This is a genomic window from Bacillus sp. V26 (assembly GCF_034296245.1).
Lineage (GTDB): Bacteria > Bacillota > Bacilli > Bacillales > Bacillaceae > Bacillus > Bacillus halotolerans.
Genome location: NZ_JAXKQF010000002.1, coordinates 248,786 through 275,513 on the forward strand (window position 1 = coordinate 248,786; position 26,728 = coordinate 275,513).

24 protein-coding genes, 1 pseudogene and 1 other annotated feature are annotated in these 26,728 nt (G+C 44.3%); of the genes and pseudogenes, 22 read left to right on the forward strand and 3 right to left on the reverse strand.

The features are described from left to right. Positions 1-161 precede the first annotated feature (161 nt). From argC to UJ203_RS08560, 8 genes and pseudogenes are all read left to right on the forward strand, one after another. Complete coding sequence (gene argC / locus UJ203_RS08525; protein WP_322009931.1) at positions 162-1,199, forward strand: N-acetyl-gamma-glutamyl-phosphate reductase; 1,038 nt, start codon at positions 162-164, stop codon at positions 1,197-1,199. A 19-nt stretch (positions 1,200-1,218) separates the two neighbouring features. Beyond that, on the forward strand, positions 1,219-2,439 hold the full coding sequence (gene argJ, locus UJ203_RS08530) for a bifunctional ornithine acetyltransferase/N-acetylglutamate synthase (RefSeq protein WP_106022360.1): 1,221 nt from the start codon (positions 1,219-1,221) through the stop codon (positions 2,437-2,439). A 14-nt stretch (positions 2,440-2,453) separates the two neighbouring features. Further along, complete coding sequence (gene argB / locus UJ203_RS08535; protein WP_322009933.1) at positions 2,454-3,230, forward strand: acetylglutamate kinase; 777 nt, start codon at positions 2,454-2,456, stop codon at positions 3,228-3,230. Next, the gene (locus UJ203_RS08540; protein WP_322009935.1) at positions 3,227-4,384 is read left to right on the forward strand and encodes an acetylornithine transaminase; all 1,158 of its coding nucleotides are present in this window, start codon (positions 3,227-3,229) and stop codon (positions 4,382-4,384) included. The genes argB and UJ203_RS08540 overlap by 4 nt, the downstream gene beginning before the upstream one ends. Positions 4,385-4,454: 70 nt before the next feature. Further along, positions 4,455-5,516, forward strand: a complete 1,062-nt coding sequence (locus UJ203_RS08545) for a carbamoyl phosphate synthase small subunit (protein WP_322009937.1) — start codon at positions 4,455-4,457, stop codon at positions 5,514-5,516. Beyond that, positions 5,509-8,601 carry a carbamoyl phosphate synthase large subunit gene (locus tag UJ203_RS08550; RefSeq protein ID WP_322009939.1) on the forward strand — a complete coding sequence of 1,031 codons (3,093 nt, stop codon included), beginning with the start codon at positions 5,509-5,511 and terminating at the stop codon, positions 8,599-8,601. Before UJ203_RS08545 ends, UJ203_RS08550 begins: the two co-directional genes overlap by 8 nt. Before the next feature lie 2 nt (positions 8,602-8,603). Then, a pseudogene (gene argF, locus UJ203_RS08555) lies at positions 8,604-9,561 on the forward strand (ornithine carbamoyltransferase). An 85-nt stretch (positions 9,562-9,646) separates the two neighbouring features. Then, on the forward strand, positions 9,647-9,826 hold the full coding sequence (locus UJ203_RS08560; protein WP_003239319.1) for a YjzC family protein: 180 nt from the start codon (positions 9,647-9,649) through the stop codon (positions 9,824-9,826). A 45-nt stretch (positions 9,827-9,871) separates the two neighbouring features. On the opposite strand, the gene UJ203_RS08565 is transcribed toward UJ203_RS08560, so the two are convergent. Then, the gene (locus UJ203_RS08565) at positions 9,872-10,057 is read right to left on the reverse strand and encodes a YjzD family protein (protein WP_010333727.1); all 186 of its coding nucleotides are present in this window, start codon (positions 10,055-10,057) and stop codon (positions 9,872-9,874) included. A 258-nt stretch (positions 10,058-10,315) separates the two neighbouring features. Between UJ203_RS08565 and UJ203_RS08570 the strand changes: the two genes are divergently transcribed. From UJ203_RS08570 to comZ, 4 genes are all read left to right on the forward strand, one after another. Next, a complete protein-coding gene (locus UJ203_RS08570) occupies positions 10,316-11,053 on the forward strand; it encodes a hypothetical protein (protein WP_322009946.1) in 738 nt (245 codons plus the stop codon). 82 nt (positions 11,054-11,135) lie between these two features. Continuing rightward, complete coding sequence (locus UJ203_RS08575) at positions 11,136-11,699, forward strand: hypothetical protein (protein WP_322009948.1); 564 nt, start codon at positions 11,136-11,138, stop codon at positions 11,697-11,699. Between the two features lie 90 nt (positions 11,700-11,789). Next, entirely contained in the window at positions 11,790-12,743 is a 954-nt protein-coding gene (locus UJ203_RS08580) for a BMP family ABC transporter substrate-binding protein (protein WP_322009949.1), read from the forward strand. Between the two features lie 15 nt (positions 12,744-12,758). Then, positions 12,759-12,950 (forward strand): ComG operon transcriptional repressor ComZ, encoded by a 192-nt coding sequence (gene comZ / locus UJ203_RS08585; protein ID WP_105990587.1) that lies wholly within the window; start codon positions 12,759-12,761, stop codon positions 12,948-12,950. A gap of 29 nt (positions 12,951-12,979) precedes the next feature. Here the strand turns inward: comZ and UJ203_RS08590 are convergent, their stop codons facing one another. Then, a complete protein-coding gene (locus tag UJ203_RS08590; RefSeq protein WP_202853789.1) occupies positions 12,980-13,210 on the reverse strand; it encodes a hypothetical protein in 231 nt (76 codons plus the stop codon). A 165-nt stretch (positions 13,211-13,375) separates the two neighbouring features. On the opposite strand from UJ203_RS08590, the gene fabH reads away from it, so the two are divergent. The 9 genes from fabH (at position 13,376) to UJ203_RS08635 (ending at position 23,229) form a co-directional block, all read left to right on the forward strand. Further along, entirely contained in the window at positions 13,376-14,314 is a 939-nt protein-coding gene (gene fabH, locus UJ203_RS08595) for a beta-ketoacyl-ACP synthase III (RefSeq protein WP_010333732.1), read from the forward strand. A gap of 22 nt (positions 14,315-14,336) precedes the next feature. Next, complete coding sequence (gene fabF, locus UJ203_RS08600; RefSeq protein ID WP_024120905.1) at positions 14,337-15,575, forward strand: beta-ketoacyl-ACP synthase II; 1,239 nt, start codon at positions 14,337-14,339, stop codon at positions 15,573-15,575. 79 nt (positions 15,576-15,654) lie between these two features. Beyond that, complete coding sequence (locus tag UJ203_RS08605; RefSeq protein ID WP_105953729.1) at positions 15,655-16,440, forward strand: DUF2268 domain-containing protein; 786 nt, start codon at positions 15,655-15,657, stop codon at positions 16,438-16,440. Positions 16,441-16,630: 190 nt separating this feature from the next. Continuing rightward, positions 16,631-17,617 (forward strand): oligopeptide ABC transporter ATP-binding protein AppD, encoded by a 987-nt coding sequence (gene appD, locus UJ203_RS08610; RefSeq protein ID WP_105953728.1) that lies wholly within the window; start codon positions 16,631-16,633, stop codon positions 17,615-17,617. After that, positions 17,614-18,603 (forward strand): oligopeptide ABC transporter ATP-binding protein AppF, encoded by a 990-nt coding sequence (gene appF, locus UJ203_RS08615; RefSeq protein WP_044156397.1) that lies wholly within the window; start codon positions 17,614-17,616, stop codon positions 18,601-18,603. Before appD ends, appF begins: the two co-directional genes overlap by 4 nt. An 87-nt stretch (positions 18,604-18,690) precedes the next feature. Further along, on the forward strand, positions 18,691-20,319 hold the full coding sequence (locus UJ203_RS08620) for a peptide-binding protein (RefSeq protein ID WP_059293042.1): 1,629 nt from the start codon (positions 18,691-18,693) through the stop codon (positions 20,317-20,319). Between the two features lie 75 nt (positions 20,320-20,394). Continuing rightward, positions 20,395-21,345 carry an ABC transporter permease gene (locus UJ203_RS08625; RefSeq protein ID WP_105953727.1) on the forward strand — a complete coding sequence of 317 codons (951 nt, stop codon included), beginning with the start codon at positions 20,395-20,397 and terminating at the stop codon, positions 21,343-21,345. 16 nt (positions 21,346-21,361) lie between these two features. Beyond that, complete coding sequence (gene appC / locus UJ203_RS08630; RefSeq protein WP_024120911.1) at positions 21,362-22,273, forward strand: oligopeptide ABC transporter permease AppC; 912 nt, start codon at positions 21,362-21,364, stop codon at positions 22,271-22,273. 203 nt (positions 22,274-22,476) lie between these two features. After that, positions 22,477-23,229: a YjbA family protein gene (locus UJ203_RS08635; protein ID WP_322009963.1), complete on the forward strand. Its 753-nt coding sequence runs from the start codon at positions 22,477-22,479 to the stop codon at positions 23,227-23,229. A 39-nt stretch (positions 23,230-23,268) separates the two neighbouring features. Here UJ203_RS08635 and trpS read toward each other — a convergent pair whose 3' ends face one another. Beyond that, positions 23,269-24,261, reverse strand: a complete 993-nt coding sequence (gene trpS / locus UJ203_RS08640; protein ID WP_322009965.1) for a tryptophan--tRNA ligase — start codon at positions 24,259-24,261, stop codon at positions 23,269-23,271. Between the two features lie 58 nt (positions 24,262-24,319). Next, positions 24,320-24,531 (reverse strand) — a binding site (T-box leader). A gap of 471 nt (positions 24,532-25,002) precedes the next feature. Between trpS and oppA the strand changes: the two genes are divergently transcribed. After that, positions 25,003-26,640, forward strand: coding sequence for an oligopeptide ABC transporter substrate-binding protein OppA (oppA, locus tag UJ203_RS08645; protein WP_322009966.1), 1,638 nt, complete (start codon positions 25,003-25,005; stop codon positions 26,638-26,640). Positions 26,641-26,728: the final 88 nt, after the last annotated feature.

Consider the following 26,728-nt stretch of genomic DNA (forward strand, 5'->3'; position numbering starts at 1 on the left):
TCAACAACTTGAAGCGATTTCTGCCTGCTTTTTAAGAGCCGGTTTTTTTATTGAACAGAAAATTTATAAATGAATAAAAATATTAAATATACGATTGAATTAATTTTTATTCATGTTATAATGTTAAATAATTTCACAAAGACCAAGAAGGTGAATTCGTTTTGAAAATAGGAATTGTAGGCGCTACGGGTTATGGAGGCGCCGAACTTGTCAGGATTCTTACACATCATCCTCATACAGAAGAATGTATACTTTATTCATCCAGCGGGGAAGGAAAGGTCTATAGTAATGTTTACCCTCATCTTACCGGCTTGGCTGGGCAAACGCTGAAGCCCATTGATATCAATACAATCAAACAGGAAATCGATGTCATGTTTCTTGCTGCGCCCCCGGGAGTATCAAGTGAACTGACTCCGCAGCTTGCAGAGGCGGGAATTCCGGTTATTGATCTGTCAGGTGATCTGAGGATCCAAGAGCCTGCTGTATATGAAAAGTGGTATAAACGGACAGCGGCACCAAAAGAAACAATTCAAGAGGCGGTTTACGGTCTTTCGGAGCTGAATCAAAGGAACATTCAGCAGGCGAAGCTCATCGCCAATCCGGGGTGTTTCCCGACGGCTGTGCTTCTGGGCCTCGCGCCTTTGGCTCAACAAAAGCTGCTTGATGAATCGTTCGTTATCGTTGATGCGAAAACAGGCGTTTCCGGTGCGGGGAGGAAAGCATCCATGGGAACCCATTTTTCTGAGCTTAACGACAATTTTAAAATTTATAAAGTAAATGAACATCAGCACACCCCTGAGATTGAACAGACGTTAAAAGAATGGCAGCCAGGGTTGAAGGCTATTACATTTTCTGCTCACTTGGTTCCGATGACTAGGGGAATCATGGCTACAATGTATACGCAATTAACATCTGACCTATCTGCAGAAGATCTGCACGATTTATATTCGGAATTTTACCAAGATTCATATTTTGTGAGAGTGAGGCCAAAGGGTCATTTCCCGCAAACGAAGGAAGTGTTCGGCAGCAATTTCTGCGATGTATCCGTTACCCTCGACGAAAGAACGAACAGGGTCACGATCGTATCGGTAATTGATAATCTGATGAAGGGTGCCGCTGGGCAGGCAGTACAAAATTTCAATATCATGAATGGCTGGAACGAAGAGACAGGTCTTACCATGACACCAATTTATCCATAGAACAGGAGAGAATCGAACCATGATTCAGTTGAGTGAAGATCAAATAGTGAAAGTAAAAGGCGATGTATCCTCGCCAAAAGGATTTCAGGCAAAGGGCGTGCATTGCGGGCTGCGCTACTCGAAAAAAGACCTTGGCGTCATCATCAGCGAGACACCGGCAGTGAGCGCGGCAGTTTATACGCAAAGCCACTTTCAGGCGGCTCCGATTAAAGTCACACAGGACAGCTTAAAGCATGGATCAGCTCTGAAAGCAGTCATTGTCAACAGCGCCATTGCCAATGCTTGTACAGGGGAACAGGGCTTAGAGGATGCATACAAAATGCGGGAGAGCCTTGCTTTACAGCTGGGCATTGAGCCGGAGCTTGTCGCCGTTTCTTCAACTGGTGTCATCGGCGAACATTTAAATATGGAAAACATTCAGGCCGGCATCGAGCTTTTGAAAGAAACGCCTGCGGGATCTGGAGATTTCGAGGAAGCGATTTTAACGACAGATACCGTCATCAAGCAAACGTGCTATGAACTGACAATCGGCGGTCAAAAAGTCACCATCGGCGGAGCGGCTAAAGGCTCCGGAATGATTCACCCAAACATGGCAACGATGCTGGGGTTTGTGACAACAGACGCGGCAATCGAAGAAAAAACGCTGCAAAAAGCGCTCCGCGACATCACTGACGTCTCTTTTAATCAAATTACAGTTGACGGAGAAACCTCCACCAATGACATGGTATTGGTCATGGCAAATGGCTGCGCGGAAAATGAGTGCCTTACGGAAGATCATAAAGACTGGCCGCTCTTTAAAAAAGCGCTTCTGATGGCTTGCGAAGATTTGGCTAAGGAGATTGCCAGAGACGGAGAAGGCGCGACAAAACTAATCGAAGCCCAAGTAAAAGGGGCGAAAAACAATCTTGATGCAAACGTAATTGCCAAGAAAATTGTCGGGTCGAACCTCGTAAAAACCGCTGTATACGGAACAGACGCGAACTGGGGGCGCATTATCGGGGCTATCGGGCACAGCGCGGCTCAGGTGAAGGCTGAAGAAGTAGAGGTTTATCTCGGGGGCCAATGCCTGTTTAAAAACAACGAGCCTCAGCCATTCTCTGAATCTCTCGCGAAAGAATATCTCGAAGGAGATGAGATTGCCATTGTCATCAAGATGCATGAAGGAGACGGGAACGGAAGAGCATGGGGCTGTGATCTGACCTATGATTATATCAAAATTAATGCGAGCTATCGCACGTAATAAAGGGGAGCGCAATGAAGAAAACAATCGTTTTTAAATGCGGGGGAAGTGTCATCCGTGAGCTGTCGGAAGAATTTTTTCAAAACCTGAAAGAATTGATGGAATCAGGATGGAAATTGGCAATCGTGCACGGCGGCGGACCGGAAATCACACATATGCTGAAACGGTTAAACATCAAAACAGAATTTGAAGGCGGACAGCGGAAAACAACCAAACCGGTATTGGAAGTCGCTGAAATGGTACTGTCCGGCTCAGTGAATAAATTTTTCGTTGCCGAGCTTGCAAAACACGGGCTCCGGGCTGCGGGAGTGTCCGGCAAGGATGGAGGCCTTCTCGAAGCAGACTATCTTGATCCGGACACATACGGGGAAGTCGGAGAAATTAAAAAGGTTAATGCCTCTATGGTAAACGCGCTGATGGATGAAGGCATCATTCCGGTAATCGCGCCCCTGTCCTTGACGAGCGATTACAAAACACTGAATGTCAATGCTGATCTTGCGGCTTCGGCAGTCGCCGGGGCGCTGAAAGCCGATAAGCTGATGTTCGTCACAGACGTGGAAGGAATTATAAAGGAAAAACAGCGTCTCGACATCCTGACCCCTGAGGAAATTCAGACTCTCATTAAACAGGAAGTGATCACAGGCGGGATGATACCAAAGGTCAATTCAGCCTTGTCAGCATTAACGGATCAAGTATCAGAAGTGATGATCGTAAACGGAAAAGGATCGTTTTTCACAGATCAAACATTTCAAGGAACAAAAATCGTCAAAGCAAAGGAGGCTGTTTCATGAGCAGCTTGTTTCAAACCTACGGACGTTGGAACATTGAGATAAAGAAGGCGAAGGGGACTTGCGTTGAGGATCAAAACGGCAAAACATACCTCGATTTCATTCAAGGGATTGCGGTTTCCAACCTAGGCCACTGCCATGAAGCGGTCACAGAAGCGGTCAAAAAACAGCTCGACAGCGTATGGCACGTATCCAATCTGTTTGAAAACAGTCTTCAGGAGCAAGCGGCACAGCAGTTAGCAGCAAACAGTGCCGGAGATCTCGTTTTTTTCTGCAACAGCGGGGCAGAAGCGAATGAAGGCGCGATTAAGCTGGCGCGAAAAGCAACTGGAAAAACGAAAATCATCACATTTCTTCAATCATTCCACGGCCGCACCTATGCAGGGATGGCAGCTACCGGACAGGATAAAATCAAAACAGGCTTCGGCCCGATGCTGGAAGGCTTTCATTACCTCCCGTACAATGATCCTGCCGCTTTTGATGCTCTTGGGGAGGAAGACGGCATAGCCGCGGTAATGCTTGAGACCGTACAGGGAGAAGGCGGAGTCAATCCGGCCAGTGCAGAATTTTTAACAGCCGTACAGTCATTTTGCAAGGAAAAGCAGGCGCTTCTGATCGTAGATGAAATTCAGACCGGTATTGGACGGACAGGAAAAGGCTTCGCATACGAACACTTCGGCCTCTCACCTGATATCATCACAGCTGCAAAAGGATTGGGGAACGGCTTTCCAGTCGGTGCGGTAATCGGCAAGAAAGAGCTGGGAGCAGCGTTTACTCCTGGATCTCACGGAACGACCTTCGGAGGGAATATGCTGGCGATGGCCGCCGTCAATGCAACATTGCAGGTTGTATTCCAGCCTGAATTTCTGCAAGAGGCTGCTGATAAGGGTGCGTTTTTGAAAGAACAGCTGGAGGCTGAACTGAAGAGTCCTTTTGCGAGGCAAATCCGCGGCAAAGGATTAATGCTTGGAATTGAGTGTGATGGGCCGGTTGCAGACATCATTGCTGAATTGCAGACATTAGGCTTGCTCGTACTGCCGGCCGGACCGAACGTGATTCGTCTGCTGCCGCCGCTCACCGTGACAAAGGATGAAATAACAGAAGCCGTCAGCAAGCTGAAACAAGCGATTGCTCAGCATACCGCTGTCAATTTGTAATTTTTTTTCGATATGAAAGCATAAAAATTCATTTTTGTAATTAATTATTCATCAAGAGGTGGGCTTTTAGATGGAAGGTTATTTAGTATTAGAAGATGGAACAGTGTTCAGCGGAGAACTGGACGGACATAAAAACTGCACGGGCGAAGCTGTGTTTTTCACAGGAATGACGGGCTATCAGGAAGTGCTGACAGACCCGTCATACAAAGGACAGATTATCGTTTTTACGTACCCGCTGATCGGCAACTACGGTATTAATGAAAACGACTTTGAAAGCAAACAACCGCAAGTGAAAGCAGCGGTTGTTTACGAGGCGTGCGATCATTTTTCTCATCATGAAGCAGTATACAGCCTTAAGGAATATCTGAAAAAATGGAATATCCCGCTCTTGTCCCATGTCGATACGAGGGCTGTCGTCAAAAAAATCCGAGCGAACGGAACGATGGGGGCGTCTGTCACTGCCTCTAAAGAAGCGGCTGAGATTGCACTGCAGCCTGAGAACGTCGCAGAACAGGCGTCCGCACAGGACATCAGCACAATCGGTGAAGGAAATAAACATATCGCTCTCATTGACTTTGGCTTTAAAAAATCAATTGCAGCCTCACTCGTGAAACGAGGCTGCAAGGTCACAGTTATACCGTATCAGCAAATGGAATCGGTTTACGGCATAAAGCCGGACGGTGTCGTGTTATCCAACGGACCCGGAGATCCGAAAGCCATTACACCGTATATGGAACAAATCAAAAACATTGTCAGCCGCTTTCCGACACTCGGCATATGTCTCGGCCACCAGCTGATTGCGCTCGCTTTCGGCGGAAATACGTTTAAGCTGCCGTTCGGACACAGGGGCGCAAACCATCCGGTCATCGACCGTGAAACGAAGCGGGTGTTCATGACCAGCCAAAATCACAGCTATGTGGTCGATGAAAAATCCATTAATCAAGAAGAGCTGACGATCAGATTCCACCATGTCAATGACACGTCAGTTGAAGGGCTTTCCCATAAAAAGCTGCCTGTCATGAGTGTGCAATTTCACCCGGAAGCCCATCCCGGGCCGGCGGAAAGCGAATGGATTTTTGATGATTATTTAAAGAATGTGATACCAGCAAGGAGAGAAATCGCCCATGCCTAAAGACACCAGTATTTCAAGCATATTAGTAATCGGCTCAGGCCCGATCATCATCGGCCAGGCGGCAGAATTTGATTATTCAGGCACTCAAGGGTGCATCGCGCTCAAGGAAGAAGGCTATCGGGTTATTCTCGTCAACAACAACCCGGCAACAATTATGACCGATGAAGCTTTCGCGGATGACATATATTTTGAACCGCTGACGGTAGAAAGCCTGACAGACATTATTAAGAAAGAAAAGCCCGACGGACTTCTGGCCAATTTAGGCGGGCAGACTGCACTGAATCTAGCGGTTGAACTTGAAGAAGCGGGTATCTTAAAGGCGCACGGCGTCAAACTTCTGGGTACATCCGTTGATACGATACAAAAAGGAGAGGACCGGGAAAAATTTCGTTCTTTAATGAACGAGCTGAATCAGCCAGTTCCAGAGAGCGAAATTGTCGATAACGAAACAGATGCCCTTCGTTTTGCGGAATCCATCGGCTTTCCTGTCATTATCCGGCCTGCTTACACGTTAGGCGGAAAAGGTGGGGGCATCGCGCCTACGAAAGAAGCATTTACCGCCATGATCAAGCAAGCGCTCCTGGCTAGCCCGATCAATCAATGTCTGGTAGAAAAGAGCATTGCCGGCTTTAAAGAAATTGAATATGAAGTGATGCGCGACAGCAACAACACATGCATTACCGTCTGTAATATGGAAAACATTGATCCGGTCGGTGTGCATACAGGCGATTCGATCGTAGTGGCGCCTTCACAAACATTAACTGATGAAGACTATCAAATGCTCCGGACGGCAAGTCTGACGATCATTTCGGCACTTGATGTCGTAGGCGGGTGCAACATTCAGTTTGCGCTTGATCCGTTCAGCAAGCAATACTACGTCATTGAAGTGAATCCGCGTGTGAGCCGTTCATCTGCTCTTGCGTCAAAAGCAACAGGTTATCCCATTGCGAAAATGGCTGCGAAATTGGCGGTCGGATACACGCTTGACGAATTAAAAAACCCGCTTACAGGCTCCACTTATGCGAGCTTCGAACCGGCATTGGACTATGTTATCGTCAAGTTTCCGCGCTGGCCGTTTGATAAATTCAAAAACGCGGACCGCAAGCTCGGCACAAAAATGAAAGCCACCGGAGAAGTGATGGCGATTGAACGTAATGTAGAAGCGGCGCTCCAAAAGGCGGCAGCCTCCCTTGAGCTGAAAAACGTCGGCACGCATCTGCCGGAGCTCGGCGGCTTATCAATTGAAGCGCTCTGGGAGCTGGCAATCACACCTGACGATCGAAGATTTTTCGTTGTGATGGAGCTGTTAAGCCGAAGCCTATCAATAGAAGAAATCCATGCAAAAACAAAAATCGACCCGTTTTTCCTTCACACCTTTAACAATATCATCAAGCTGGAAAATCAGATCATGGAAGCGGGGAGCGACCTCTCTTTTGATTTATTGAAAAAGGCAAAGGAAAAAGGGTTTTCAGACGCAACGATTGCCTCGCTTATCGGCAAGACAGAGGTAGAGGTGCGCGCTCTTCGCAAAGAGAAGGGGATAACGCCTTCCTTCAAAATTGTTGATACTTGCGCAGCTGAGTTTGATGCGAAAACCAACTATTTCTACTCCACGTATTTCGGAGAAACCGATGGAGACATCAGCCGCAAAGAGAAAAAGCGCGCGCTGATTATCGGCTCAGGACCGATTCGCATCGGGCAGGGTGTTGAATTCGATTACAGTGCTGTTCATGGGGTGTTAACGCTGCAAAAGCTTGGGTTCGAAACGATTATGATTAACAACAACCCGGAAACCGTGAGCACTGATTATGAAATTGCGGACCGCCTGTATTTTGAACCGCTGACAACGGAGCACATATTAAACGTGGCGGAACAGGAAAACATTGACTATGCGATCGTGCAGTTCGGCGGCCAAACCGCGATCAATGCTGCTGAAGCGCTCGAAAAAGCCGGAATCACGCTTCTCGGCACATCGTTTGAAACGCTTGACGTGTTAGAGGATCGCGATCAATTTTATCAGCTTCTTGATGAACTCGGATTGCAGCACGCTAAAGGAGAAATTGCTTATACAAAAGAAGAGGCTGCAGAGAAAGCAGACGGGATCGGCTATCCGGTATTAATCCGTCCTTCTTATGTCATTGGCGGAATGGGCATGATCATCGTTGAATCGGAAGCTGCGCTTTCTCAGCTGCTGGACGGAGAAGACAGCATGCCGTACCCCATTTTAATTGATCAGTACGTGTCAGGAAAAGAAGTCGAAATTGATTTGATTTCCGATGGTGAAGAAGTCTTTATCCCGACATATACCGAACATATTGAGCGGGCGGGCGTCCATTCAGGAGACAGCTTCGCCATTCTCCCGGGTCCTTCCGTCACAAACAAGCTGCAGCAGGGAATAAAAGATGCTGCGCAAAAAATTGCCCAAAAGCTTTCGTTTAAAGGCATTATGAACATCCAATTTGTGATCGATAACGAAACCATTCTCGTCCTTGAAGTGAACCCGAGAGCGAGCCGTACAGTTCCGGTCGTCAGCAAAGTCATGGGCGTCCCGATGATTCCGCTCGCCACACGGCTGCTGGCGGGGGCATCTCTAAAAGATGTAAACCCGGCAATTCAAAATCACCATGGTGTTGCTGTAAAGTTCCCGGTCTTTTCATCACATGCGATTCAAGATGTAGATGTGAAGCTTGGACCGGAAATGAAATCGACAGGAGAAGGCATGTGTGTTGCATACGACGCCGACAGCGCCTTGAAAAAAATCTACACGCGTGTTTGGAATCAAAAAGGAAGCATTTATTTGCAAAACGGACCGGAAGACTTGAAGACATTAGCGGAAAACGCCGGCTTTACGGTTCATGAAGGCACATTCGCCTCCTGGATGGAACAGGATGAAAAAGCGCTCCATATCCATTTGAACGGCTCTGAAGAAGCACGCAAAGAGCGTTTGGAAGCCATGACACACGGCATTACCGTCTTTACTGAAGAGGAAACCGTACGGGCGTTTTTGCAAAGCGGATCAGGCAGTCCGCACCCTGTTTCCCTCAGAGATCTTTATAAAAAGGAAGTGGCATCATGCACACAGTGAATATGGGAGAAATGCAAACCAATCTATTCGGAAAAGACCTATTAACGCTAAAAGATCTCAGTGAACAGGATATCAGCGCGTTGCTTGCTGAAGCCAGTGAACTGAAGCAAAACAAGATTCAGCCTATTTTTCAAGGCAAAACCCTTGCGATGATTTTTGAAAAATCATCCACGCGGACACGTGTTTCATTTGAGGCCGGCATGGCGCAGCTTGGCGGAAACGCCCTCTTTTTAAGCCAGAAAGATCTGCAGCTGGGCCGCGGTGAAACTGTGGCTGACACGGCAAAAGTGCTCTCGGGCTATGTAGATGCAATCATGATCCGGACCTTCGAGCATGAAAAGGTGGAGGAGCTTGCTGAACACGCTGATATTCCGGTCATCAACGGGCTTACTGATAAATATCATCCTTGCCAGGCGCTGGCGGACCTATTGACGATCAAGGAAATCAAAGGCGATCTCAAAGGTGTGAAAGTCGCATATATCGGTGACGGAAATAATGTGGCGCACTCCCTGATGATCGGCTGCGCAAAAATGGGCTGTGATATCTCGATTGCTTCCCCTAAGGGATACGAAGTGTTAGACGAAGCGGCGGAAGCAGCCAAGGCATCTGCCCTTCAATCCGGTGCTTCCATTACACTTACAGCTGATCCGATTGAAGCCGTAAAACATGCGGACGTCATTTATTCAGATGTATTCACAAGCATGGGACAGGAAGCGGAAGAGCAAGAGCGTCTCGCAGTCTTCGCGCCTTACCAGGTGAATGCATCGCTTGTCAGCCATGCTAAACCTGACTATACATTTTTGCACTGTCTTCCTGCACACCGTGAAGAAGAAGTGACGGCAGAGATTATTGACGGTCCGAATTCCGCTGTATTCCAGCAGGCCGAAAACCGTCTCCATGTGCAAAAAGCGCTGTTAAAGGCGATCCTTTACAAAGGGGAATAACCGAAAAAACTGCTGAGCCGGGTCTCAGCAGTTTTTTTATGGAAACATATTCACACCCGCTTAGGCGCATACTACACGAAAAAGGAAAAGGAGGAAAAACAGTGGGACAGCAGCATCAATTCCGGCCCGGGCAGAAAGCGCCCAACAACGGCATCTACGTAGAAATCGGCGAGACGGGGAGTATGGTCAAAAACCCGCAAAAGGTCCATCTGTCAGCAGGAGATATGTTTCCTGAAACATCTAATCACAATCGCCTGTGGACGTATAAAAGAAAACCGTGATCACGAAAAAACCCAAAACAATACATGTTTTGGGTTTTTGGCTTATTAATGCTGGCTGGCATTGTTGTTCATAGGCATGATTGCTGCTAGCGCCATGATCAGCACATATAAAACGACAGCAATTACGGATGATGTTGTGAAGTTATACGCTACACTGTTCATGCTGGCAATCAAATAGCATGCCATATGCGATAAAAGGAACGTCCAAATAAAAGCAATAATAAATCGCACGTTTCCACCTCGTCCTTCTCATTCTGTTCTAGAAGTTATCATACCATACATAAAGCCAAGGGGGAATCTAATTTTAGAAGAAAGTGAGGTGACAAAAGAGTCTGATTCGTCACATTTTTAATGGTAAAATATAAAAAATAAATATCGTCAATTGGTATAATAGCCAAAACATAGAAAGGCTAGGACTTTACCTTATTCGTTTCTTTTCTTTTTACATAAGATAGCGTGAGATGAAGTGTGAAAGGAGGCGGGCAAGCGATGGGAATAACGGAAAGGTATTTTCAATTGGGAACGGAGCATAACGTGATTCATCTGCCCTATCGTCCGAACGGCTTTGGCATCTTTGTCCTCGGGGACAGAACCCACTTTGTCGGTAATGATTCAAGCTTTTGGCTTCAGCATTACGGCAAAAATCAGCTTTTAAATATGCTGAGGGACGAAGGCTATACCATTTTTAACAGCAATCTGTTCGGAAGGCACTGGGGCGCGGAAAAAGCGGTCGCCTATGCCAAACAGCTGATACATTTCGTGTTGAAGCAGGAAATACTCAATCCGAAGATTCATATTTTAGCAGAAGGGATGGGCGCTCTCGTGGCCGATGAACTGCTTCGTTTTTCCCCGGATCATATCCGATCAGCCGCGATGTTGAATCCTTGTCTCGATCTTCAGGCACATTATGAATCAGAAAAAGAAAATAAATTTTTCTATAAGCAATTTTTGAAAGAGGTATCGGAAAGCTACGAAATCTCCGAAAAAGAAGCGGCTTCACTCCGTTATAAAACAATAGAAAGCTATCCGAGCAGCGTACCGGTTCATATATGGCAGCGGATGACCGGAGCACCGTATCCGTACAGCCTGCATGCGGAAGTATTTAAGGAAAAGCAGCAGCAAAACCAAGGCTGTCCGGTTGACATAACGTTTCATTTATTTGAGCACCCAAGCAGGATCTATGCATCAATCTGCAAATTCTTTCACAGGCATGAAAAAGAGTTATAAAGAATACAATAACAATAGCCTTCTCTTTTGCGGAGGCTGTTTTGCTTTGGATAAATGAAAAACCGGAAGGGCGGCAGATGAAATGGAATCAACGCTGATTGTAGGGGCGGATGAATTTTTCGGCCTTTCTTTATGCGAGCGAATGATGGATGAAGGCATATACGTCGATGTCGTTTTGGCTGAAACAGATGATGAAAACAGACAAATGTACTTAGAAGAAAGACTCATGTGGCTTGGAAGAAACGAGCACTTTCGGCAGCTTGAGCACATTGAGGATCAAAAGTATGATACAATTTGTATCCAATATGGCAGCAGCTTTTTGCCTTTGGACCAATATAAATCCGCATATGTATTGGTATACGAACAAGACCGAAAAGAGTGGGAGAAACGTGAAAAGACAGGTTCAGAAAAAGCGGTGATCCTTCCTAAAATGTATGGGCCGTGGAAAGAAGAACAGGAGGAAGAGGGCTTTTATACAGAAGATGTAGCTGACGAGCTGTTGAGATTCCTGCTTGAGCCCGGCCGTGACACCGGCAAAGATTGCATTTTTGATTTGCAAGTCACGAAAAAAACTTCAAAAGATGAAGCGAAAACAAAAATTCTCGAGTGGAAAAGACAATTTTCATCAATTTTCGACAAATATTAAGAAAAACCTTCCATGTTTCGAGTTTTCTAGATACAATAAACGTATCATTTGAATACATGTGATAGCTTGTCAAAAGGAGTTGAACATGACTTGATCACAAGGCTTGTCATGATCTTTTCTGTCCTCCTTTTATTAAGCGGATGTGGACAAACTCCGTTTAAAGGAAAAATTGAGAAGGTCGGCATGCTCTTTCCTGATACGATTAATGACCTCGTATGGGGCACAAAAGGGTATAAAGGATTACTGAATATACAATCTAAATACAATGTGGACGTCTACTATAAAGAAGGCGTAAAAACAGATGAAGATATTATAAATGCGATTGAAGATTTTCATAAGCGCGGCGTCAATCTCCTCTTTGGCCATGGAAGTGAGTATGAAGAAGTATTTAACTTGGTGAGTGAAGACTATCCGGATATGCAGTTTGTGATTTCAAATGCAAAAGCAAAAGCGGAAAATGTCGCAAGCGTCCATCTCAGCGGGGAAGCAATCGGCTTTTTCGGCGGAATGACCGCTGCCCATATGTCAAAAACCAATCAGGTCGGCGTCATCGCTTCTTTTTCATGGCAGCCAGAAGTGGACGGCTTTATAAAAGGGGCTAAGTATGAAAATCCTAATATAGAAGTGAATACAAAATATACGGATCACTGGGATGATGATTCGACTGCGGTGAACCTTTATCAAAAAATGAAGAATGAAGGCGCGGATGTTGTGTATCCAGCCGGAGACGGGTATAATGTTCCTGTCATTCAGCAAATCAAAAAAGACGGCCTATATGCGATCGGCTATGTCACAGATCAATCCGATCTTGGCGAGAACACCGTGTTAACCAGCACGGTGCAAAATGTGGACAAGGCCTATGAAATTATAGCTGAGCAATTCGACAAAGGCACTTTAAAAGGCGGCGATCACTATTACGATCTGAAAAGCCGAGTTGTCGAAATGGGAACCTTCAGTCCGCTTGTAGACAAAGCCTTTCAGAAAAAAATCGCCAAACTGGTCAAAACATATAATAAAACAGGTGAACTGCCAAAAAACGAGTAACGGGGTGACTTTTACATGCAGCACGAAAAATCACTTGAGTTTCTGCAAATAGCAATGAAATATCTGCCTGAAGCGAAAGAGCAGCTTGAAAAATCAGGAATAGATCTGTCGATGGAGGCCATTCAGCCGTTTATGAATTTATTTACAACGGTAATGGCGGAAGCCTATGAGCTGGGTAAATCCGACGCGAAATCTGAAACCGAATAAGAAGAAGCCACTTTCTCGAAAGTGGCTTTTCACATGATTTTCTTTTTAATAGCGGATACCATAGGCGCGAGCTCCTTCAGAGCGGGCTTGATTTGATCGAGAGAGTTCATAATCGAACCGATTTGGTTCATAATATACATGTAATCAATCGTCTCTTCTTCGTTTGTCGGGGAAACCCCCTCCTCCTGCACTTCTTCTTTTTCTGTTTTTTGTTTGGCGTTATCGCCGAACATCATTTTTGAAAACACATCCACCTGCATACGCCTCCTTTTCCATATACCATACTCTATGAGTAAGATGGACCGATAGTTTAGACGAATATATTGCCATGTGAAAAAAAATAAGATAGAATTAGTACCTGATACTAATAATTGATCATAACCTGATTGATCTTCTAAATTAACTATATAAAGGAGTCTTCCCTTATGAAAGCTGGAATACTTGGAGTTGGACGTTATATCCCTGAGAAGGTTTTAACAAATCATGATTTAGAAAAAATGGTTGAAACTTCTGACGAGTGGATTCGTACAAGAACAGGAATAGAAGAAAGAAGAATTGCCGCTGATGACGTATATTCATCACATATGGCTGTTGCAGCAGCGAAAAAAGCGCTGGAACAAGCTGAAGTGTCCGCTGAGGATCTTGATATGATTCTCGTTGCGACTGTCACACCTGATCAGTCATTTCCTACAGTTTCTTGTATGATTCAAGAACAGCTCGGCGCAAAGAAAGCATGTGCCATGGATATCAGCGCGGCTTGTGCAGGCTTTATGTACGGGGTTGTCACGGGTAAACAATTTATTGAATCCGGAACTTATAAGCATGTCCTTGTTGTCGGTGTAGAAAAGCTCTCAAGCATTACAGACTGGGAAGACCGCAACACAGCCGTTCTGTTTGGTGACGGAGCGGGCGCTGCGGTAGTCGGGCCAGTCAGTGATGACAGAGGAATCCTTTCATTTGAACTAGGAGCAGACGGCACAGGCGGTCAGCACTTGTATCTGAATGAAAAAGGACATACAATCATGAATGGACGGGAAGTTTTCAAATTTGCGGTCCGCCAAATGGGTGAATCATGCGTAAACGTCATTGAAAAAGCCGGGCTCTCAAAAGAGGACGTCGACTTTTTGATTCCGCATCAAGCGAACATCCGCATCATGGAAGCTGCACGTGAGCGTTTAGAGCTTCCTGTCGAAAAGATGTCTAAAACTGTTCATAAATATGGAAACACTTCTGCCGCATCCATTCCTATTTCTCTAGTAGAAGAATTGGAAGCCGGTAAAATCAAAGATGGCGATGTGATCGTCATGGTAGGATTCGGCGGAGGATTAACTTGGGGCGCCATTGCAATCCGCTGGGGCCGATAAAAAAAGGTGAGGTGCACACAAGATGAGTAAAAAAAGAGTAGTTGTTACAGGGCTCGGGGCATTGTCTCCGCTTGGCAACGACGTCGATACAAGTTGGAATAACGCAATCAACGGTGTGTCCGGGATCGGTCCGATCACTCGTGTTGATTCTGAAGAATATCCGGCTAAAGTAGCCGCTGAATTAAAAGACTTTAATGTTGAAGATTACATGGACAAAAAAGAAGCAAGAAAAATGGACCGTTTCACTCAATATGCGGTTGTCGCTGCGAAAATGGCAGTTGAAGACGCAGGTCTTGAAATTACTGATGAAATCGCGCCGAGAGTCGGTGTTTGGGTTGGTTCCGGAATCGGAGGGCTTGAAACGCTTGAGTCTCAGTTTGAAATCTTCTTAACAAAAGGCCCAAGACGGGTAAGCCCGTTTTTTGTGCCGATGATGATTCCTGATATGGCGACAGGCCAAATTTCTATCGCTTTAGGAGCAAAGGGAGTTAACTCTTGTACGGTAACTGCATGTGCAACAGGAACAAACTCTATCGGTGACGCATTTAAAGTGATTCAGCGCGGCGATGCAGACGCTATGATCACAGGCGGAACAGAAGCGCCGCTGACTAGAATGTCATTCGCGGGCTTCAGTGCCAACAAAGCGCTTTCTACAAATCCGGATCCGAAAACAGCGAGCCGTCCGTTTGATAAAAACCGTGATGGATTCGTTATGGGTGAAGGTGCGGGTATTATCGTTCTTGAAGAACTTGAGCATGCACTTGCACGCGGCGCCAAAATTTACGGAGAAATCGTCGGTTACGGTTCGACGGGAGATGCTTATCATATCACAGCGCCTGCCCAAGACGGCGAAGGCGGAGCGAGAGCGATGCAAGAAGCCATTAAAGATGCGGGCATTGCGCCTGAAGAGATTGACTATATCAATGCTCACGGCACAAGCACATATTACAATGACAAATATGAAACAATGGCGATTAAGACAGTTTTTGGCGAGCATGCCTATAAACTTGCGGTAAGCTCTACAAAATCTATGACGGGCCACCTTCTAGGCGCGGCGGGCGGTATTGAAGCCATTTTCTCTATCCTTGCCATTAAAGAAGGCATGATCCCGCCAACAATCAATATTGAAACGCCTGACGAAGAATGCGATTTAGATTATGTGCCTGATGAAGCACGCAGACAGGATCTCAGCTATGTTCTCAGCAACTCACTGGGATTCGGCGGACATAATGCAACGCTAATCTTCAAAAAATATCAGTAATTTTGACGCCAAACCGGCTGCCCTAAAAGGGTAGCCGGTTTTTTTCGTGCGCATAGGATAAAAAAGAGGAGGCGATAGCATGAGCGTGGAACAAACATACAAATGGTTTGAAAAAGCCGCTTCAATAGATGATCTGGCGCATTACATTGTCCCACTCTTTTCAGGAACAAAGAAAGAAGACTGGAAAGGCATCTTGGGACATTTGCAGCATCACGGAATGTTTAAAAACATAAAAGAGGGTATAAGCACGTCTTCCATTCTGAAAGAAAAAGGACTTTTCAGGCATATACAAAAAGAGGAGCAGTATCTCAGAAAGAAGTGGCAAGGGCCTGACGTGCCAATCGTAGCACTGCCGGTTGATGAACGTAACAGAAGAATCCGTTTAGAATTCGGGTCAAAATCAGGGCTCGCCTTCCCAGATAAAATGTTTCTCTTTCTCTCGTCAGATATCGAATTGTCCTCGGTTTCAGCCCTTATGACACATGAATATCATCATGTTTGCCGGTTAGATCATATGACAAAAGAGGAAAAAGACGTCACATTACTTGATACAATCATCATGGAAGGGCTGGCAGAATATGCTGTTTATGAGAGGTTAGGCCAAAGCCAAACGGCTGAATGGACCACCTGGTATACCCCTCTGCAGCTTGAGGTTTTTTACGAAAAAAAGATTGCACCTCATCTGAACATCAAACGGGGTCATCGATTGTTCGATCAGCTTTTATACGGCAAAGGATATCAGCCGAAAATGCTTGGATACGCAGTCGGATTCAATATTGTAAAAAAATATTTAACAGAGAACAGAGCCAGTACAACAGAAGGGTTGTCCATCTCTCCTGAAACCTTTTTGAAAGCAACGCTTTAAAAGAATAAAATAATGGAATTCCATTAATAATATTACAATTATCCTAAAAAATTCTTGATTTTGCAAAATGATTGTAATAATATACAACTATAAAATTTTTCGATAATTCAATATTGTTTATTATTTCTGAATAGAGGGATTACTTTCTCTTGAAAACGTTTGGCGACAAGAGGGGGAAAGGGGAGCTAGCATGAGCACACTTTTAGAAGTGAATAATTTAAAGACTTATTTTTTTAGAAAAAAGGAGCCGATCCCTGCGGTGGACGGAGTCGATTTCTACATCAAAAAAGGCGAAACCGTCGCGCTTGTAGGCGAATCGGGCTCCGGCAAAAGTATTACTTCATTGTCTATTATGGGTCTCGTCCAGAGCTCAGGCGGGAAAATCATGGACGGTACGATTAAACTCGAAGACAAGGACCTCACCACATTCACTGAAAATGACTATTGCAAAATCCGCGGAAACGAAGTATCCATGATCTTTCAAGAACCAATGACCTCCCTTAATCCGGTGTTAACGATCGGAGAACAAATTACCGAAGTGCTGATTTACCATAAAAACATGAAGAAAAAAGAAGCGTATCAAAGAGCCGTCGAACTCTTGAAGATGGTTGGGTTTTCAAGAGCGGAGCAAATTATGAAGGAATACCCGCACCGTCTATCTGGCGGCATGAGACAGAGGGTAATGATTGCCATCGCGCTCAGCTGTAATCCAAAACTGCTTATTGCCGATGAACCGACAACGGCGTTAGACGTGACGATACAAGCCCAAGTGCTGGAGCTAATGAAAGATCTCTGCCAGAAGTTTGATACTTCAATTTTGCTGATTACACATGACTTAGGTGTCGTATCGGAAGCAGCCGACAGAGTCATTGTCATGTACTGCGGACAAGTCGTAGAAAATGCCTCAGTCGATGAGTTATTTTTAGAGCCCCTTCATCCTTATACAGAAGGCCTGCTTATGTCTATTCCAGTCATAGATGGAGAGATTGATAAATTAAATGCGATTAAAGGCAGCGTGCCGACACCAGATAATCTGCCGCCGGGGTGCCGTTTTGCTCCTAGGTGCCCAAAAGCGATGGATAAATGCTGGACCCATCAGCCTTCGCTTTTGACACACAAAAGCGGAAGGTCAGTGAGATGCTTTTTATATGAGGAAGAAGGTGCCGAACAATCATGACAGCAGCTAATCAGGAAACAATTTTAGAACTTCGGGACGTAAAAAAATATTTCCCAATCCGCTCAGGCTTTTTTCAAAGAAAAGTTGGTGATGTGAAAGCGGTGGACGGTGTTTCGTTTTCTTTAAAAAAAGGAGAAACACTCGGAATCGTTGGAGAGTCGGGCTGCGGAAAATCGACTGCCGGCCGAACGATGATCAGGCTGTACAAACCGACTGAAGGCCAGATTCTCTTTAAGGGACAGGATATTTCCAATCTGTCAGAGGAGAATTTACGAAAAAACGTCCGCAAAAATATTCAGATGGTCTTTCAAGATCCATTTGCTTCGCTGAATCCAAGAAAAACGCTGCGTTCTATTATTAAGGAGCCTTTTAACACACATCACATGTACACGATGCGAGAACGAAATGAGAAAGTCGAAGAGCTGCTTGCGAGAGTAGGCCTTCATCCGTCGTTTGCCTCCCGCTATCCTCATGAGTTTTCCGGCGGACAGCGTCAGCGGATCGGCATTGCGAGAGCCCTCACGCTGAATCCGGAGCTTATCATTGCAGACGAACCGGTTTCTGCACTTGATGTATCGATTCAGGCCCAGGTCATCAACTTAATGGAAGAATTGCAGGAAGAATTTAATCTGACGTATCTATTTATCTCTCACGATTTAAGTGTCGTCCGCCATATCAGCGACAGGGTCGGAGTAATGTACCTCGGTAAAATGATGGAATTGACCGACAAGCATGAGTTATATGACAACCCGCTGCACCCATACACCCAAGCCCTTTTATCATCTGTCCCGGTTACAAGAAAAAAAGGATCTGTCAAACGCGAACGCATCGTCCTGAAAGGAGAACTGCCCAGCCCGGCCAATCCGCCAAAAGGCTGTGTTTTCCATACGAGATGTCCTGTTGCAAAACCGATATGCAAGGAACAAATACCAGAATTCAAAGAAGCTGCTCCCAGCCATTTTGTGGCTTGTCACCTTTATAGCTAACTGTCGCCCGCACAGCTTTGAGAGGGGGTATGCTACTACATAAACAGCAGCTAAGAAGAACGAACATTTCAAGAGGGGGAATATCTAATGAAAAGACGTAAAACCGCACTGATGATGCTAAGTGTATTAATGGTGATGGCCATCTTTTTATCGGCCTGCTCGGGATCGAAGTCAAGCAGCAGCGAGAAAAAATCAACCGGCAAACCGCAGCAGGGCGGGGACTTGGTTGTTGGTTCAATCGGTGCCCCGACACTTTTCAACTCATTATATTCAACGGATGAATCGAGTACAGATATAGAACAAATGATTTACAGCTTTTTAACAAAAACAGATGAAAAATTAAATGTCAAAATGTCATTGGCTGAGAGTGTCAAAGAGCTGGATGGCGGACTGAAATATGATGTGAAAATCAAAAAAGGCGTTAAGTTTCATGACGGAGAAGAACTTACTGCTGACGATGTAGTATTTACGTTTAACATCCCGCTGAACAAGGATTACAAAGGTGAGCGCGGCTCTAACTTTGAAATGCTGAAATCAGTAGAGAAAAAGGGAGATTACGAGGTTTTATTTACCCTGAAATACAAAGACCCTAACTTCTATAACAATACATTAGACAGCTACGGCATTCTTCCGGAGCATATTTTAAAAGATGTACCGGTTGCGCAGCTTGAAGATAATGAATTTAACAGAAAAAATCCAATTGGCTCAGGGCCTTTCAAATTTAAAGAATGGAAAGATGGGCAATACGTCAAGCTCGTTGCCAATGATGACTACTATGACGGACGTCCGTATTTAGACAGTGTTACGTATAAAATTATTCCTGATGCCAATGCTGCGGTTGCCCAGCTTCAAGCGGGGGATATTGATTTCTTTAACGTTCCGTCAACTGATTATAAGACAGCCGAATCGTTTAATAATGTCAAGGTTGTAACAGACTTGGCGCTGAGCTACTCATATATCGGCTGGAATGAGAAAAACGAGCTCTTTAAAGATAAAAAAGTACGCCAAGCGCTCACCACCGCTTTAGACCGTGAAACGATGGTGCAAACTGTATTGGATGGAGACGCGGAAGTCGCTTATATTCCGGAAAGCCCGGCTTCCTGGAACTATCCGAAAGGCGTAGAAGTGCCTAAATTTAAATACAACGTGAAAAAAGCGAAGAAGATGCTGAAAGAAGCCGGCTGGGAAGATACTGACGGTGACGGCATCTTAGATAAAGACGGCAAAAAATTCGAGTTTACGCTGAAAACGAACCAAGGAAATAAGGTGCGTGAGGATATTGCAGTTGTTGTCCAAGAACAGCTGAAGAAAGTCGGTATTAAAGTAACGCCGCAAATCGTGGAATGGAGTGCGCTTGTTGAACAAACCAGTGCCCCTAATTGGGACTATGACGCAATGGTTTTAGGCTGGAGTCTGTCCACTTTCCCAGATCATTATGATATCTTCCATTCAAGCCAGTCTGAAAAAGGCTTAAATAATATGTGGTACAAAAATCCAGAGGTTGATAAGCTTCTGAAAGCTGCAAAATCGATCAGTGACCGTGACGAATACTCTAAAGCCTATGAAAAGATTTACCAAAAGCTTGCTGAAGATCAGCCGTATACCTTCCTTTATTATCCGAACAACCATATGGCGATGCCAGCTAACTTAGAGGGGTATGTGTATCATCCGAAACGTACACTATATCAGATTGAAAAATGGTGGCTTGCCCAATAATTTTCCCTTGAAGGGGAGGGAGCGAATTTCCTTCCCCCTTCTATATTGAAAAAGAACCACAAAGGGGACAAGAATATGGTTACATATATCATTCGAAGAACATTAGCTTCGATTCCTATCCTACTAGGAATTACAATTTTGTCTTTCGTCATTATGAAAGCGGCTCCCGGAGATCCGATGACGCTTATGATGGACCCTACCATCAGCCAGGCGGACAGAGCGCAGTTTATTGAAAAATACGGCCTGAATGACCCGGAATACGTTCAATATTTAAAATGGCTCGGCAATATGGTTCAAGGGGATTTCGGAACGTCCATTATCAGAAAAGGAACGCCTGTTTCAGAGCTGATTATAGCAAGGCTGCCTAACACACTCCTCCTTATGCTGGTGTCGACGATTTTGGCGCTGATCATTTCAATCCCATTTGGTGTGATTTCTGCAAAAAAACCTTATTCCAAGCTGGATTATGGCATTACATTTACTTCATTTATCGGTTTAGCCATTCCGAACTTTTGGTTCGGTCTGATTTTAATTATGGTATTTGCTGTGAACCTCGGCTGGTTCCCAACTGGGGGAGTCGCTACTCTTAACACGGATTTTAGCTTATTAGACAGGATTCATCATTTGTTATTACCCGCATTTGTGTTAGCTACGGCAGATATGGCTGGCTTAACGAGATATACAAGGTCAAATATGCTTGATGTGTTAAACCAAGACTATATCCGAACAGCCAGATCAAAAGGCTTTAAAGAAAATCGCGTGCTATTTAAGCACGGCTTGCGGAATGCGCTATTGCCTGTTATTACGATCTTCGGATTAATGATCCCCTCTTTTATCGGTGGAGCAGTTGTCGTAGAGCAGATTTTCACTTGGCCGGGGCTAGGAAAACTGTTTGTGGATTCGGCATTCCAGCGTGATTATCCGGTTATTATGGCAATGACCGTAATTTCAGCGGTGCTTGTCGTGGTCGGAAACCTCGTTGCAGACATCCTTTACGCGATTGTTGATCCGCGGATCGAATATTAAGAGGAGGGAAACAGAGATGTCAGAGCTGCAAACAACTCCCTCGCCGGAGATCAGACTGAAAGAAAACATTTCGAAAAAACCAGAGACGATGACCAAGATCTTCTGGGAAAAATTTTCGAAAAACAAGCTTGCCATTCTAGGTGCCGTCATTCTGTTTATCATTGTTATGTCGGCTGTTTTCGCTCCTTTGATTGCACCTTATCCCCAAGAGCAGCAAAGCTTGCTTGATAAGTATAAAGCGCCGGGCCTTGAACATTTGATGGGAACAGATAAATTCGGCCGCGATATTTTCAGCCGGATTTTATATGGAGCGCGCGTCTCTTTATTGGTCGGTTTTGCTTCTGTAGTCGGTTCTATTTTAATCGGAACTGTATTAGGGGCGTTAGCAGGTTATTTCAGAGGAATTGTCGACGCTGTCATTATGCGTTTAGTCGACATTGTATTATCCATTCCGGATATTTTCTTGCTGATCACGCTGGTTACCATTTTCAAGCCTGGCGTGGACAAACTGATTTTAATTTTCTGTCTCACCGGCTGGACAACAACGGCACGATTGGTAAGAGGAGAGTTTCTATCGCTTCGTTCAAGGGAATACGTTCTGGCTGCTAAAACAATCGGAACGAAGACTCACAAAATTATCTTTTCACATATTCTTCCCAATGCATTAGGACCGATTATTGTGTCAGCAACATTAAAGGTAGGTTCAGTTATTCTCGCTGAGTCCGCGCTGAGCTACTTAGGCTTTGGGATTCAGCCGCCAATCGCAAGCTGGGGAAATATGCTTCAAGACGCACAAAATTTTACAGTGATGATTCAAGCATGGTGGTACCCATTATTTCCCGGGCTATTTATTTTAATTACCGTGCTGTGCTTCAACTTTGTCGGTGACGGTTTGCGGGATGCTCTTGATCCTAAAAATATTAAATAAAAATGAAAATCATGTTCGTTAGAAAATGTAACGAATTCCTAAAGTAAGCAGATTTCCTTTGTCAGAAAATATACGAGGAAGTCTGCTTTTTGTGTTTATAACAGAAACCCAGTTATTCCAGATTTCCTCAATCTCTATGGAATAATTTCTCTGCACCTTGCCTATACTGTGGACAACAGTTTTTATAAAGTGAGGGGTTAGAGATGTTATTTCTTCATGATGTGTGGGTCAATTGGTTTGAAGGGGAAGAAAATGGCTACAATGTATGCCACTTTCATGAATGGCGCAAGGAAGATACGGTTGAGCTTTTGGATCAGGTGCCTCTCTTAAGGGTGCCGTCAGTATTGTTTCATTACATAGAAAACGATTTGTCAGAGCTTCCGAAAGATTTGCTTGAAGAGGTTCATCAAAAATCGTACATTCGCAAAAATCATGAACGCACAAAGCTGGAGTATTGTTTTGTTGTGACGGACGGAATCGGCATTTTGGCTGTTGATACAATCGGCTACACGATCCCTGTCAGAAAAAGCCGCCTTATTCCGCGCCAGGAGCAGCTCGTGTATGAAATGGTGAAAGATGTAGAGCCGGAAACGTATGAATTTGAGCCGAAGAAGCTGGAGTCCTCAAAAGAATATCATATCTTATCATTGGCACCAGAGCACGTCAGAGGATTAACGAGAAAAGAGCGGCAAATTAAGCAGCTTATGTTTATGGCGCTGGATCAATTAAAAGGGCTGAAAAACCGTGCGGAGATTGGCTACTGGTACACAGAGTGGAACCCGCATATGTATGAGCAAATCAAACGGATGAGCTTTGAAGAGATTTGGGACATGCTGTATAACGAAACCATTGAAGGCTGGTCGGACAAGCACCTGGCCTTTTGCGAAAACTTGATAAAAGGACAGCCTTTTTTCGAGAAGCTTTGGGAATTAGAAAATGAATCAAAGGTAAATTAAAAAAACCGCTCTTTGCAAATTGCAAGAGCGGTTTTTTTGTTATCGTCTTTTTCGGCCGAGACCCATGGCATTTTCCATTTTTTTGAGCATTTTGTTTGCTGTCCGGTTCGCCCGCTCAGCGCCTTCATCAAGAATCCGGTCTAATTCTTCGGACTCAATCAGTTCATGATAACGGTCTTGAATTGGCTTTAATGCACCGACTACCACTTCTGCCAAATCACCTTTGAACTCGCCATAGCCTTTTCCTTCGTATTTCGCTTCAAGTTCTTCAATCGTCTTATTGCCGAGAATTGAATAAATCGTAAGAAGGTTGGAAACGCCCGGTTTGTTTTCTTTATCAAATTTTACAATACCTTCAGAATCTGTCACAGCGCTTTTGATTTTCTTTTCAAGCCGCTTTGGTTCGTCCAGCAATGTAATAAAAGATTTCTGGTTCGGATCAGATTTACTCATTTTCTTCAGCGGGTCAGTCAGAGACATGATCCGGGCGCCTACTTTTGGAATCTTCACTTCCGGAATTGTAAAGATGTCGTTATATTTTTTGTTAAATCGCTCTGCAAGGTTTCGTGTCAGCTCAAGATGCTGCTTTTGATCCTCGCCGACAGGCACAAGATCTGTTCCGTACAGCAGAATGTCAGCGGCCATCAGCGGCGGATACGTTAACAGGCCTGAGACAACTGCTTCTTTTCCATTTGACTTGTCCTTAAATTGAGTCATTCGTTCAAGCTCGCCGATATAAGCGACGCACTGCATCATCCATCCGGCCTGTGCATGTGCGGGAACCTCTGATTGAATAAACAGTGTTGCCTTTTCAGGATCGAGACCGACAGCTAGATAAAGCGCAGCCAGACTGCGGATGTTTTTTCTCAGCTGAAGCCGATCCTGAGGCACTGTGATCGCATGCTGGTCTACGATGCAAAAATAGCTGTGATAATCATGCTGCAGTTCGACAAACTGCTTCATTGCACCGATGTAGTTGCCGAGTGTAACGGAACCGCTTGGCTGGATGCCTGAAAAAATCGTCTGTTTCATTGGAAAATCAACCTCATTTCTTAGAACATAATAAAAAAGGCTCATTCTTCCCCTATAAAAAAGGGACGAATGAACCGTGGTACCACCCTGATTATTCCATTAAAATGGAATCACTCTGACGTTTGTAACGGAGACTGCTCCGGCTGAGCCTACTTTTTGGTTCGGTCAGCTGCTCCAAAGTCCATTCCACATTGCCCGTTATCTGCTCACAGCACCGCAGACTCTCTTCAAACGGGTGAAATGTGTACTACTCTTTTTCATAGCAAGCTTTTCTTTTGATTGCTTCATTATAAATCAATTATAACCAATTGTCATCCTGAAAAAACGTTCTTTTTGCATGAAAATTGTAATGATATAAATAAAAGAACAGTTATAAATCGCCCAAATGATAACCGCTCTCAGCAGTTAAACAGCTAGATATTATATGTATAAAGCAATATGGATTGGAAACTCCTAAAATAGTTTTTAATCAATTTATGCTTTAAACGGTAGAAGGATATCGCGTTATTGACAGAAAAACTAACGAAGTTTAAAAATTTTAAATTGATAAAATAATATTGCAATAAAGAATTTGTTTCATTATAATGAACTTGTTCACTCTATTGTTACAGCTTTTTTACAAAAATAATCAGAAAAGACGGAACAGAATAAAAGTTATGTAAACTTAGGTTCATTTGTCTGATATTTCTGAGGATTTAGCCGTAAGGAGCTGAAAAAATGATTATTAGGGGGTTTGTGGATATGAAAAAACGTTGGTCGATTGTCACGTTAATGCTCATTTTCACTCTCGTGCTGAGCGCATGCGGCTTTGGCGGCAGCGGTTCAAACGGTGATGGGAAAAAAGACAGCAAAGGGAAGACGACTCTTAACATTAATATTAAAACTGAGCCGTTCTCCTTACATCCCGGCTTGGCAAATGACTCGGTATCAGGCGGGGTTATCCGTCAGACTTTTGAAGGATTGACACGTATTAATGCAGAGGGTGAGCCTGAAGAAGGCGCAGCTTCTAAAATTGAAACAAGCAAAGATGGAAAAACCTATACGTTTACGATTCGTGATGATGCAAAGTGGTCAAACGGTGACCCTGTCACAGCGCAAGATTTTGAATATGCATGGAAATGGGCGCTTGATCCTAATAACGAATCACAATACGCTTACCAGCTCTACTACATAAAAGGTGCTGAGGCGGCAAATACCGGTAAAGGCAGCCTTGATGATGTGGCAGTAAAAGCTGAAAACGATAAGACATTAAAGGTTGAACTAAACAACCCGACTCCATACTTCACTGAATTAACAGCATTTTATACTTATATGCCGATTAACAAAAAAATTGCAGAGAAAAACAAAAAGTGGAACACAAATGCCGGAGACGATTATGTGTCAAACGGGCCATTTAAGATGACGGCATGGAAACACAGCGGATCTATCGATCTTGAAAAGAATGATCAATACTGGGATAAAGACAAAGTCAAACTGAAGAAAATCAATATGGTTATGATCAACAACAACAATACTGAACTGAAAAAATTCCAAGCTGGTGAACTTGATTGGGCCGGTATGCCGCTCGGACAGCTTCCGACTGAATCTCTGCCTAGCTTGAAAAAAGACGGTTCTTTACATGTTGAGCCGATTGCAGGTGTGTATTGGTACAAATTTAACACAGAAGCTAAGCCATTAAACAATGTAAATATCCGTAAGGCTTTAACTTATGCAATTGACCGCCAATCAATTGTTAAAAACGTGACGCAAGGCGAGCAAATCCCGGCAATGGCCGCAGTTCCGCCGACAATGAAGGGATTTGAAGATAACAAAGAAGGTTACTTCAAAGACAACGATGTCAAAACGGCAAAAGAATACCTTGAAAAAGGCCTGAAAGAAATGGGCTTAAGCAAGGCATCTGACCTGCCGAAAATCAAATTGTCTTATAATACGGATGAAGCACATGCGAAAATCGCGCAAGCTGTACAAGAAATGTGGAAGAAAAATTTAGGCGTTAATATTGAGCTTGATAACTCAGAATGGAATGTATATATTGATAAGCTTCACAGCCAAGATTATCAAGTCGGCCGTATGGGCTGGCTTGGCGACTTCAATGATCCTATTAATTTCCTTGAGCTGTTCCGTGACAAAGACGGAGGAAATAACGATACCGGCTGGGAAAATCCAGAATTCAAAAAGCTTCTGAACCAGTCACAAACTGAAACAGATAAAACAAAACGTGCAGAACTGCTGAAAAAAGCAGAGAATATTTTCATTGATGAAATGCCTGTAGCCCCAATCTATTTCTATACTGATACTTGGGTACAGGATGAAAACCTAAAAGGTGTTATCATGCCAGGTACTGGTGAGGTTTATTTCAGAAACGCATATTTTAAATAAGGCTTTATCTGAAAATAAAAGACCTCAAGGTATATGGGGAAAAAAGCCCCATATACCTTTCTTTCTTACTGATGGAGTATAAAAAAGT